At 66.2% G+C, this 10,999-nt stretch carries 9 protein-coding genes; 7 read left to right on the top strand and 2 right to left on the bottom strand.

Features of this window, described 5'->3' with window-relative positions; genetic code table 11:
* The first annotated feature begins 297 nt into the window (after positions 1-297).
* Complete coding sequence (locus tag BN2475_RS24855) at positions 298-2,706, top strand: GNAT family N-acetyltransferase (RefSeq protein ID WP_094782130.1); 2,409 nt, start codon at positions 298-300, stop codon at positions 2,704-2,706.
* Between the two features lie 9 nt (positions 2,707-2,715).
* Here the strand turns inward: BN2475_RS24855 and BN2475_RS24850 are convergent, their stop codons facing one another.
* Positions 2,716-3,261 (bottom strand): hypothetical protein, encoded by a 546-nt coding sequence (locus BN2475_RS24850; RefSeq protein WP_094782129.1) that lies wholly within the window; start codon positions 3,259-3,261, stop codon positions 2,716-2,718.
* Between the two features lie 130 nt (positions 3,262-3,391).
* The gene (locus tag BN2475_RS24845; RefSeq protein WP_094782128.1) at positions 3,392-4,180 is read right to left on the bottom strand and encodes an IclR family transcriptional regulator; all 789 of its coding nucleotides are present in this window, start codon (positions 4,178-4,180) and stop codon (positions 3,392-3,394) included.
* Between the two features lie 278 nt (positions 4,181-4,458).
* On the opposite strand from BN2475_RS24845, the gene BN2475_RS24840 reads away from it, so the two are divergent.
* The 6 genes from BN2475_RS24840 (at position 4,459) to BN2475_RS24815 (ending at position 10,996) form a co-directional block, all read left to right on the top strand.
* Positions 4,459-5,508 (top strand): sugar ABC transporter substrate-binding protein, encoded by a 1,050-nt coding sequence (locus tag BN2475_RS24840; protein ID WP_162494342.1) that lies wholly within the window; start codon positions 4,459-4,461, stop codon positions 5,506-5,508.
* 22 nt (positions 5,509-5,530) lie between these two features.
* Positions 5,531-7,096 carry a sugar ABC transporter ATP-binding protein gene (locus tag BN2475_RS24835; RefSeq protein ID WP_094782127.1) on the top strand — a complete coding sequence of 522 codons (1,566 nt, stop codon included), beginning with the start codon at positions 5,531-5,533 and terminating at the stop codon, positions 7,094-7,096.
* Positions 7,086-8,135, top strand: coding sequence for an ABC transporter permease (locus tag BN2475_RS24830; protein WP_094782126.1), 1,050 nt, complete (start codon positions 7,086-7,088; stop codon positions 8,133-8,135). The genes BN2475_RS24835 and BN2475_RS24830 overlap by 11 nt, the downstream gene beginning before the upstream one ends.
* A gap of 25 nt (positions 8,136-8,160) precedes the next feature.
* Positions 8,161-8,499, top strand: a complete 339-nt coding sequence (locus tag BN2475_RS24825; protein ID WP_094782125.1) for a UxaA family hydrolase — start codon at positions 8,161-8,163, stop codon at positions 8,497-8,499.
* Between the two features lie 49 nt (positions 8,500-8,548).
* On the top strand, positions 8,549-9,859 hold the full coding sequence (locus BN2475_RS24820; protein WP_094782124.1) for a UxaA family hydrolase: 1,311 nt from the start codon (positions 8,549-8,551) through the stop codon (positions 9,857-9,859).
* Between the two features lie 96 nt (positions 9,860-9,955).
* Positions 9,956-10,996 carry an aldo/keto reductase gene (locus tag BN2475_RS24815; RefSeq protein WP_094782123.1) on the top strand — a complete coding sequence of 347 codons (1,041 nt, stop codon included), beginning with the start codon at positions 9,956-9,958 and terminating at the stop codon, positions 10,994-10,996.
* The last annotated feature ends 3 nt before the right edge of the window (positions 10,997-10,999 follow it).

Here is a 10,999-nt window from a genome sequence, read left to right as displayed (position 1 = left end):
CATCGTCTCAAGTCGCACGCTTCACGGCCGTTCTCGCATCGCCTGAAAAAACAAAACCCCACGCTCCGAAAAACGTGGGGTTCGTCAGCAGTCTGAAAAGCCGCGCGACGACGCGGCTTTTTTTTGCCCGGCGTTTCCCCGGGTCTCCCGGGGTGCGCCTGCCCGCCGGCGACAATCTCGCGCATTCAATGGTCTTCTGCGCTGGCGCACCGCGCAACCACGCGACTTCGCCTATGCTGACGGAGACGGACGCCTCGCCGCGAGGCAGGCGCGTCTTTCTCATTCCGCGGAGTGCCTGTGACCGTTCGCAATCTCGACGCGTTGTTTCGACCCAGATCCGTTGCTGTAGTCGGCGCCTCCGAGCGACCGGACAGCACCGGTGCAATGGTCTGGGCCCGCGTGCTGGAGGGTGGTTTCGACGGCCCGTTGTGGCCGGTCAATCCGAAGTACGAAACGCTCGGTGGCCGTGTCGTGACCCGCGACGTCGGCGATCTGCCGCAAGCGCCCAGTGTCGCGCTGATCTGCACGCCGCCCGCTACATGGCCGGGCATCGTCCATAAGCTTGGCGGGCTGGGCACACGGGCGGCCATCATCGTCGGCGAGGTACGCAGCGACGACGATCGGCTCGCGCTGCGGCACGCGCTGTCGGCGGCGCGGCCGAATCTGTTGCGCATCGTCGGGCCGGGCAGTCTCGGCGTGGTGTCGCCGGCGCTGCGCGCGCATCTGGGCGCGCCGTCGTGCACGGTCAAGGCGGGTGGGGTCGCGTGGGTCTCGCAGTCGAACGCGCTGACCAATGCGGTGCTCGGCTGGGCGCATGCGCGCGGGCTCGGTTTTTCGCATGCGGTGGCGCTCGGCGACGAGGCCGACGTCGATGCCGGCGACGTGCTCGACTATCTCGCCAGCGATCCCGGCACGCGCGCCATTCTGCTCGAACTCGACAGCGTGCGGGCGGCGCGCAAGTTCATGTCGGCGGCGCGGGCGGCAGCGCGCAACAAGCCGGTGCTGGCGCTGCGCTCCGGTCGCGCCGATCCCGCCGATGCACTTTACTCGGCCGCATTCCGGCGCGCGGGCATGGTGCGCGTCGATGCGCTCGACGATCTGCTCGATGAAGTGGAAACCCTCGGCGTAGGCCGGGTGGCGGCCGGCGCGACGGCGACGCTGATCACCAGCGACCGCGGCCTCGCCACGCTCGCCTGCGATGCCTTCGCGGCCGCCGGCGGCATGCTCGCGCCGTGGCCTGCCGAAGCGTCGGACGCGTTGCGGCAGGCGCTGCCGCTTGCGGTCGGCGGCAATCCGTTGCAGCTCGGCGACGATGCGCGTCCCGAGCATTTCGGCACCGCGCTCAAGCTGCTCGCGGAGCATCGTGGCACTGGCACGGCGTTCGTGGTCCACGCATCGACACACAGCGCGCCGGTCGGCGAGGTTGCGCAGGCGTTGATCGCCAATCAGCGTTTCGCGTATCGCGGCCTGCTCGCGTGCTTCTTCGGCGGCCTGGATGCCGCCACGCGCGACGCGCTGCACGCGCAAGGCATCCCGGTTCATACGACGCCGCAACGGCTCGCGCGAGCGTTCGCACGTCTGGTCGATTACCGGATGGGCCGCGAATTGCTGATGCAAACGCCGGAAGGACTGCCCGCGCAGATTCCTGAAGCGATCGACGCGGCGCAGGCGCAGGCACGCGCGGCGCTCACGGCCGGCGAGCATGCCCTGACGGGCGACGCGGCGGCGCAGTTCCTCGCGCGCTTCGGGCTGCAAGTCGAAGCAGAAGCGCGCGACGACGCGGCCGCGCCGTCGCGCAAGCCGGTGGTCGACATCACCGTCGAGCTTCACGACGACGACAACTTCGGCCCCGTGTTCCGCTTCACCGCGCCGTCGGTGGACGGCGCCTCCGAGCCGCTGCGCGTCTACGGCCTGCCGCCGCTCAATCCGGTACTGGCGCGCGACATCGTCATGCGCTCGCGCTACGCGCGGCTGGTCGCGCCGGAGCCGGCGCTCGCCGCGCTGACGGCGCTCTCGCAGGCGGTCTGCTACGTCGGCGAGATCGGCGGCCTTGCGCTGACGTTGAGGGTGTACAGCGATCGCGTGATGGTGGTCGAGCCGACGCTGAGCCTCGCCGCGCAGCGCAGTCGTCTGGCGATCATGCCTTATCCACGCCGTTTCGAAGAGACAGTCGACTGGCACGGCGTGCGCGTGACCGTGCGGCCGATCCGTCCGGAAGACGAAGCCGCGCATCATGACTTCGCCGAAGCAATGACGCCTGAGGATTTGCGCTTGCGGTTTTTTGGCTCGGTGGGGAGCTTCGATCACTCGCAGCTCGCGCGCATGACGCAGATCGACTACGACCGCGAAATGGCGCTGATCGCGACGGTCCCCGGCGACAAGGGGTTGGCGCGGACGTTGGGCGTGGTGCGCGCCGTCGCCGATCCCGACAACGAGACCGCGGAATTCGCGGTCACGGTGCGTTCCGACCAGAAAGGCCGGCGGCTCGGTCAGTTGCTGATGGGGCGGATCATCCAGTACGCGCGGGCGCGCGGCATCCACTGGCTGGTTGGCGAGGCGTTGCGCGAAAATGCCGCGATGATCGCGCTCGCCAAGGCGAGCGGCTTCACGATTACGCGGACCGAAGATCCCGGCGTGGTGGGATTCCGCCTCGCGCTCGACGAAACCGCCGAGGCGAGCGACGCGGCGTCGGGCAAAGGGAGCTGAGCGCGAACCTCAGGCCGGCAGCTTCGCGGCTGCTTCGTCGACCTGCGCGCGGGTCACCGACAATTCTTCGAGCCAGGCCTGCGCATACACGGCGCCGGTTTCGCGTTCGAGACGCGCGATCGTCGTCGCGCAGCGGTTCGCATCCTTCAGCGTCGCGATGAACGACTTCACCGATTCGCCCGCCTTGAACGCATCGAACAACGGCACGCGGATATCGTCCGGCAGCGCACGCGTCGTCCACTGATACGGCTTGCCGTTGAACGTGAACGACGGTGGCAGCACGCGCTCCTTCTTGGCGGCCGGAATCAGGCCGTAGGTGCGTGCGGCCTCGCCGATCTGCTCCGGCGAAAACAGCTCGTCCGGGCTGATGTCGAATTGCTGGATGAAGGTCTCGATGCTTTGCATCGCCGCGGCGCGGTCGTCGCGGCGCTTTTGCGCATGAGCGACGATGTCGCGCAGTTCGTCGGCTTCTTCAGGCGTGATCGTGAAGCTCGACTGCTTCTGCTGGAGTTCGGAAAAACGCTGGAATTCGGAATCGGTCAGAAGTTTCGCCATTGCTTATCGATGGGCGCGCATGAGCAAGCTCACACAGCGTAATTTTTGAAGGGCCGCCATTCTAAACCATGTACGCAGACGACCGCCTTTCAACGAGCCGCCGCACTGGTCCGCTGCTCAGCCATGCAGCTCAGGCGGCCCGCTCGCGGGACATCGACAACGCCTGCACGGTCTCGCGCAGCAACGCGGTCGCCGCTTCGAGCGTCGGCGCGGCGTATTCATCGATACGCCGCAGATACGGACAGGTGAGCACGGCGATCGCCTGGCCAGACGGGCCCAGGATCGGAAACGTCACGTCGGTCACGCCGAAAATCTGCTGGCTGTCCTTCTGCGAGAAACCCGCCGTGCGAATCCGCTCGCACACCTGTTCCAGCGCGTCACGGTCGATCGTGACCTCGCCCTTCACCTTGGTGTGTTCGGCCAGCATCTGCTGGCGCTGCTCGATGCTTTGAAACGCGAGCATCACCCGACCCGAGCCCGTGTCGATCAACCCGACCCGCGAGCCGAGCCGCACCGACATGCCCCACGTGCCTGGCCCATCCACCTGGGCGATCACCAACAGATTGCCGCGGTCGTACACGACGAGGTGACACGATTGCTCGGCGACATCGGCGAAGCGCTGCATTAGCGGCAGCGCTTCGGAGATCAGACGGTTCATCGGCGGATGACGATGCGCGAGCGCGTACAGCTTCAGGCTCAGCGAATAGCGGTCACCCGCGGCCGAGCGCACCACGTACTGCCGCGCGACGAGCCGTTGGAGCATCCGGTACATCTCGCTCGCATTGCGGCCCAGCAGCTTGGTGATTTCGGCGCGCGTGAGCCCCTCTTTTTGCTCGGCGAGCAGTTCGAGGATGTCCAGGCCTTTGTCGAGCGCGGGAGCCCGATAACGGTCGTCGTCGTCCCTGTCTTCGGCTTCCATCGTCAGCGAGGTTCCATGTGCAGTTCTCATTGTCTGGCGCATGAATGTAAATCCGGCGGAATTCTCAAGCAAGGCGTCGTTCGTCCAGGGAAAGCACGGATGCCTGGTGCAGTGCACATCGCTTGACTTCAAAAAGTCCGTATATGAATAATACGTTCATTGGTGAATGAACGCATGCCTATACGCCAATAGCCCAATAAGAAAGAGAGAGCGCAGGACGAAGTTCCGGCATTCATGACCGGTTCACGCAGTTCAACAACGCATAGCAGGAGACAAGCATGTCGTTCGTCAAAGGGCCGCACGCGCCCCGCCGTCTGTTCCGCAGTTCGCTCCTCACTCTCGCGGCCGCCGCGTGCGTCGCGGGCCTCGCCGTGAGCGGCGCCGCGCAAGCCGCCGATTCCGGCAAGATCGGCCTCGATCTGCCGCTGCTCACCTCGCCGTTCTGGCAGTCGTACAACAACTACCTGCCCCAGTACGCGAAGGACATGAGCCTCAACATCCTGGCACCGGTCAACTCGAATGGCGATCCCGTCCAGCAGATCACCGACATGAACAACCTGTTGAACCTCGGTTCGAAGGGCATCGTGGTCGGCCCGCTGGACTCGGCGGCGATCAGCCGCGCGCTCGACGCCGCTGCCGCCAGAAACGTGCCGGTAGTCGCAGTGGACGTCGCGCCGACGCAAGGCAAGGTCGCGATGGTGGTGCGCGCCGACAATCGCGCGTATGGCGAGAAGGCGTGCAAATACATCGGCGAGCACGTGAAGGCGGGCAAGGTCGTGCAGATCATGGGCGACCTGGCGTCGGTCAACGGGCGTGATCGCTCGGAAGCGTTCCGCGCTTGCCTGAAGGGCTATCCGGGTTTGTCGCTGCTGGAAATTCCGGCGAGCTGGAAGGGCGACGTGGCGGCCACCGCGCTCGACAGTCTGCTGACCGCCAATCCCGACGTGAAGGCGATCTACATGCAGGCAGGCGGCGTCTATCTGTCGCCGACGCTGCAGACCTTGCGGCGCAAACAGATGCTGTATCCAGCCGGTGATGCGAAGCACGTCGTGATCGTGAGCAACGACGGCATTCCTCAGGAGTTCGAAGCAATTCGCCGCGGCGAGATCGACGCAACCGTATCGCAACCTGCCGATTCGTACGCGAAATACGGTCTCTTCTATATCAAGGCGGCGTTGGCGGGGCAGACCTTCAAGCCGGGCCCGACCGATCACGGCAGCAACATCATCCAGCTGGCGCCGGGGCTTCTCGAAGACCAGTTGCCCGCGCCGCTCGTGACGAAGTCGAATGTCGACGATAAGGCCTTGTGGGGCAACACGGTCAAATGAGCCGTCAAAAAGGAGCGGCCATATGAGCCCGACGACCTTTCCCGCGGTCGCCCCGCAGGGACTTCCTCCGGTCGCCCCACAGGGACTTCCTTCGGTCGTCGAAGCGGTTGAGATCACCAAACGCTTCGGCTCGACCGCCGCGCTGAACGACGTGAGCATCCGCGTCATGCCCGGCGAGTCGCATGCGCTCGTCGGGCGCAACGGTGCGGGCAAATCGACGCTGGTGTCGATCCTCACCGGCCTGCGCAAGCCCGATACCGGCGAGGTGCGTTTCAGCGGCGCGGCCGCTCCGTCGATCGCGGATCGCGATGCATGGCGCGAGCGCGTCGCTTGCGTCTATCAGCATTCGACCATCATCCGCGACCTGAGCGTTGCGGAGAACCTGTTCATCAACCGGCAGCCGATGCGCGGCGGCGTGATCGACTGGTCCGCGATGCGCCGCGACGCCCGCGCGTTGCTCGACCACTGGAAGATCGACGTGCGCGAAGAGGCGCGCGCCGGCGACCTGACAGTGGAAGCGCGGCAACTGGTGGAGATCGCGCGGGCGCTGTCGTACGGCGCGCGCTTCATCATCCTCGACGAACCGACCGCGCAACTCGACGGCGACGAAATCAAGCGCCTGTTCCGGCGCATCAGCGAGTTGCAGCGCGAAGGCGTGACCTTCCTGTTCATCTCGCATCATCTGCAGGAGGTCTATGAAATTTGCCAGGCCGTAACGGTGCTGCGCGACGCGCGGCATATCGTCAGCGCGCCGGTGTCCGCGTTGCCGCGCGAACGGCTGATCGAAGCGATGACCGGTGAGCGCGGCGGCCTCGCCGTGGCCGACGCGGCGGCGCGCGACCCATTGCCCGCCGACACCGCGATCGCGCTGCAGATCGACGAACTGGCCGGCGCCGATTACGAAGGCGTGTCGTTTACGGTCAGGCGCGGTGAAGTGGTCGGCCTGACCGGCGCGACCAGCAGCGGCCGCACGAGCGTGGCCGAAGCGATCGCCGGTTTGCGCGCGGCCAGGCGCGGCACGATCAGCGTCGACGGTAGCGCCTTGCCGTCTGGCGATGTGCCAGCGGCGTTGGCGCATGGCGTCGGCTGCGTGCCGAAGGACCGGCATCACGAGGGCCTGGTGCTCACCCAATCGGTCGCGGAAAACGCGTCGATGACGATCGCGCGTCTGCTCGGCAAGTTCGGCATCGCGCCGCCCGCGAAGAAGAACGCGTTCGGCCAGCGGATGATCGACGCGCTCGGCATCGTCGCGCAGGGTCCCGAGCATGTCGTGTCGGGGCTGTCGGGCGGCAATCAGCAGAAGGTGGTGATGGCGCGCGCCCTCGCCACCGACCCCAACGTGCTCGTGCTGATCGACCCCACCGCGGGCGTCGACGTGAAATCGAAAGAAGCGTTGCTGTCCGTCGTCGACCGCGTGCGCGAGGAGGGCAAGGCCGTGCTGGTCGTGTCCGGCGAGCTCGACGATCTGCGCACCTGTGACCGTGTGCTGGTCATGTTCCGTGGCCGTGTCGCGGCCGAGTTTCCCGCGGGTTGGCAGGACCACGACCTGATCGCATCCGTTGAAGGAGTCAGTCTTCATGAAGAATAGTGCGCCCAGTCCCGCATTCAGCGGTGCGCCGCGCCAACTGCAACCGGCCGTGCAGCCGACGCGCGGCAAACGCGCCCGCTTCGAGCTGGCGCGCCTGCGCGAGCTGGCGTTGCTGCCCGCGCTGGCCTTGCTGATCGTGATCGGCGCGTTCGTCAGCCCCAGCTTTCTGACGCGGGCCAATCTGATCAGCGTGCTGGGCGCGTCGGCGGCGCTGGCGCTGGTCGTGCTCGCGGAATCGCTGATCGTGCTGACCGGCAAGTTCGATCTCTCGCTCGAATCGACGGTCGGCATCGCCCCCGCAGTGGGCGCGATGCTGGTGATGCCGGCGGCGTCCGCGGGCTTCGGCACGCAATGGCCGGCGGCGGTCGGCCTCGTCGCCATCGTCGCGGTCGGCGCGGCGATCGGTTTGATCAACGGCTTTCTCGTGGTGCGTTTGCGGCTGAACGCATTCATCGTCACGCTGGCCATGCTGATCGTGTTGCGCGGCATGCTGGTCGGCGCGACCAAGGGCGGCACGCTGTTCGACATGCCGCCGTCGTTCTTCTCGCTCGCCACCACCATCGTGTTCGGCTTGCCATTGTCGGTGTGGCTCGCGGCGGCGGCCTTTGCGATCGCCGCGTTCATGTTGCGCTATCACCGTCTGGGCCGCGCCTTGTATGCGATCGGCGGCAACCCGGAAGCGGCGCGTGCGGCGGGAATTCGCGTCGAGCGCATCACGTGGGGCGTGTTCGTGCTCGGCAGCATGCTGGCGTCGCTGGGCGGCCTGATCGTGACCGGCTATGTCGGCGCGATCAACGCGAATCAGGGCAACGGCATGATCTTCACGGTGTTCGCAGCCGCGGTGATCGGCGGCATTTCGCTCGATGGCGGCAAGGGCACGATGCTCGGCGCGCTCTCCGGCGTGCTGTTGCTGGGCGTCGTGCAGAACCTATTGACGCTCGCTCAGGTGCCGTCGTTCTGGATTCAGGCGATCTACGGCGCGATCATCCTCGGCTCGCTGATGGTGGCGCGGCTCGCAAGCGGCGAAGGCCAGAACTAATGCACACGCATCACGGAGAACTCAATTGACCAGCCGCTCATTGCCAACCGACCCACCGACCGACCCGAGCCTGATCCTGCTCAGCCCCGCCGACAACTGCCTGATCGCGGCGGCGCGTCTGAACGCGGGCACCGAGGTCGTGATCGAAGGCGAGCGCGTCACGCTCGCCAAAGACATCGAGCTGGGTCACAAGGTGGCGCGTCACGCACTCGCGCAGGACGACAAGGTGCTGCGCTACGGCGCGGTGATCGGCCACGTGACCGAAGCGGTGGCGCGCGGCGCGCATTTGCATACGCACAACCTCGAAAGCGACTACCTGCCGACTTATACGCACGACGCGGGTCACGCGTTCGTCCATCATTGACTGCGCAACATCACGCGGCCTCAGTGCCGCTGAAACCGCTGGAAAGACCATGACAGACACTTCCATAGCAACCGCCGCGCCGCAGCCGATGCTGCAAGGCTATCTGCGCAGCGACGGCCGCAAGGGCATCCGCAATGTGGTCGCGGTGGCTTATCTGGTCGAGTGCGCGCATCACGTGGCGCGCGAGATCGTCACGCAGTTTCGCGAGCAGCTCGACGCGTTCGACGACCCTTGCACCGAACGCGAGCCGCCGGTGCATCTGATCGGCTTTCCGGGCTGCTACCCGAATGGGTACGCGGAGAAGATGCTGGAGCGGCTCACCACGCATCCGAACGTCGGCGCGGTGTTGTTCGTGTCGCTCGGCTGCGAGAGCATGAACAAGCACTATCTGGCGGACGTGGTGCGCGCGAGCGGGCGTCCCGTCGAAGTCCTGACGATCCAGGAAAAGGGCGGCACGCGCAGCACGATTCAATACGGCATCGACTGGGTTCGCGGCGCGCGCCGGCAACTCGCTGCGCAACGCAAAGTGCCGATGGCGCTGAGCGAACTGGTGATCGGCACGATTTGCGGCGGCTCGGACGGCACCAGCGGCATCACCGCGAACCCGGCCGTGGGCCGCGCGTTCGATCATCTGATCGACGCGGGCGCGACCTGCATCTTCGAGGAAACCGGCGAACTGGTGGGCTGCGAATTTCATATGAAGACGCGTGCAGCGCGGCAGGATCTCGGCGATGAAATCGTTGCTTGCGTCGCGAAGGCGGCGCGCTATTACTCGATTCTCGGGCACGGCAGTTTCGCGGTCGGCAATGCGGACGGTGGCCTCACTACGCAGGAAGAGAAATCGCTAGGCGCGTATGCGAAGAGCGGCGCGTCGCCGATTGTCGGCATCATCAAACCCGGCGACATGCCGCCGACCGGCGGCCTCTATCTGCTCGACGTCGTGCCGGATGGCGAACCGCGCTTCGGTTTTCCGAACATCAGCGACAACGCCGAAATCGGCGAGCTGATCGCGTGCGGCGCGCACGTGATCCTGTTCACGACCGGACGCGGCTCGGTGGTCGGCTCGGCGATCTCGCCGGTGATCAAGGTGTGCGCGAATCCAGCGACGTATCGCAACCTCGCCGGCGACATGGACGTCGATGCGGGCCGTATTCTCGAAGGCCGCGGCACGCTCGACGAAGTCGGCCGCGAAGTGTTCGAGCAAACGGTGGCGGTGTCGTGCGGCGCGGCGTCGAAATCGGAGACGCTCGGTCATCAGGAATTCATCCTGACTTACAAGACGTTTGAACCGGTTGGGCCCGCGTGCTTGCCGTTGAGCGCCGCGCCCGCGCAGCGGGTCGTCGCGATTGAGCCGAATTGAGCGGACCGTCTGTACGCTTTCATTGGATAGACCCTGCGTGGTGGGCAAATCTCGTTCGCGCATGGTAAAAACATAGAGACAACGGAGACGCCCTCAATGACCGCAACGATCGGTTCAAAGATCGCGCAACGGCGCCGCATCGGCCGGGGCGCGTTGCAGGTGAGCGGACTAGGTCTCGGTACGGCGCCCCTGGGCGGCCTCTACCGCGATCTGTCCGACGAAGAGGCACACGCGACCATCGACGCCGCGTGGGACGCCGGCGTGCGCTACTTCGACACCGCGCCGCACTATGGCAACACGAAGGCCGAGCACCGCCTGGGCGACGCGTTGCGCCGCTATCCGCGCGGCGACTACGTGCTGTCCACCAAAGTGGGCCGCCGTTTCGTGCCGCGCACCACGCCCTTCGACGACCGCGAAGGCTGGCAAAATCCGCTGCCCTTCGAAGCGATCTACGACTACACGCACGACGGCATTCTGCGCTCGTTCGAAGACAGTCAGCAGCGCCTCGGTATCGTCGAGATCGATATTCTGCTGGTGCACGACATCGGCCGGGTCACGCATGGCGACCAGCATCCGCATTACTGGCGGCAACTGACTGAAGGCGGCGGCTTCCGCGCGCTGGACAGGCTGCGCTCGACGGGCGCGATCAAGGCGGTCGGACTCGGCGTCAACGAAGGCGCGGTCATCCTCGACGCGATGGCGGAGTTCGATATCGATTGCGCGCTGCTGGCGGGCCGTTATACGCTGCTCGAACAGACCACGCTCGACGACCTGCTGCCGGCCTGTGAAGCGCGTGGCGTCAGCATCCTGTTAGGCGGCGCGTTCAATTCGGGCATCCTGGCGCACGGCGTTGCGGGTGATCTGAAATTCAACTACGGCGCAGCGCCGCGCGCAGTGATCGAGCGCGTCGCGCGGCTGGAGGCGGTGTGCAGCGCGCATGGCGTGCCGCTTGCCGCCGCCGCGTTGCAGTTTCCGTATGCGCATCCGGCGGTCGCCACCGTGTTGACCGGCGCGCGCAGTGCCGACGAATTGCGCGAGAACGTCGCCTCGTTCGAGCAGCCGATCCCCGCGGGTCTGTGGTCCGCGTTGCGCGACGAAGGTTTGCTCGACCGGCGCGCGCCCGCGCCGGAGGATTGATGT

It is taken from the genome of Paraburkholderia ribeironis (assembly GCF_900019265.1).
Taxonomy (GTDB): domain Bacteria; phylum Pseudomonadota; class Gammaproteobacteria; order Burkholderiales; family Burkholderiaceae; genus Paraburkholderia; species Paraburkholderia ribeironis.
Note: the sequence above shows the minus strand (reverse complement) of the source record. Positions and strands in the feature narration are given on the sequence as shown.

Coding starts and splice junctions, on each gene's coding strand:
- BN2475_RS24850 (WP_094782129.1), bottom strand. CDS start 3,261: ATGGCGAAACTTCTGACCGATTCCGAATTCCAGCGTTTTTCCGAACTC.
- BN2475_RS24845 (WP_094782128.1), bottom strand. CDS start 4,180: ATGGAAGCCGAAGACAGGGACGACGACGACCGTTATCGGGCTCCCGCG.
- BN2475_RS24840 (WP_162494342.1), top strand. CDS start 4,459: ATGTCGTTCGTCAAAGGGCCGCACGCGCCCCGCCGTCTGTTCCGCAGT.
- BN2475_RS24835 (WP_094782127.1), top strand. CDS start 5,531: ATGAGCCCGACGACCTTTCCCGCGGTCGCCCCGCAGGGACTTCCTCCG.
- BN2475_RS24830 (WP_094782126.1), top strand. CDS start 7,086: ATGAAGAATAGTGCGCCCAGTCCCGCATTCAGCGGTGCGCCGCGCCAA.
- BN2475_RS24820 (WP_094782124.1), top strand. CDS start 8,549: ATGACAGACACTTCCATAGCAACCGCCGCGCCGCAGCCGATGCTGCAA.
- BN2475_RS24815 (WP_094782123.1), top strand. CDS start 9,956: ATGACCGCAACGATCGGTTCAAAGATCGCGCAACGGCGCCGCATCGGC.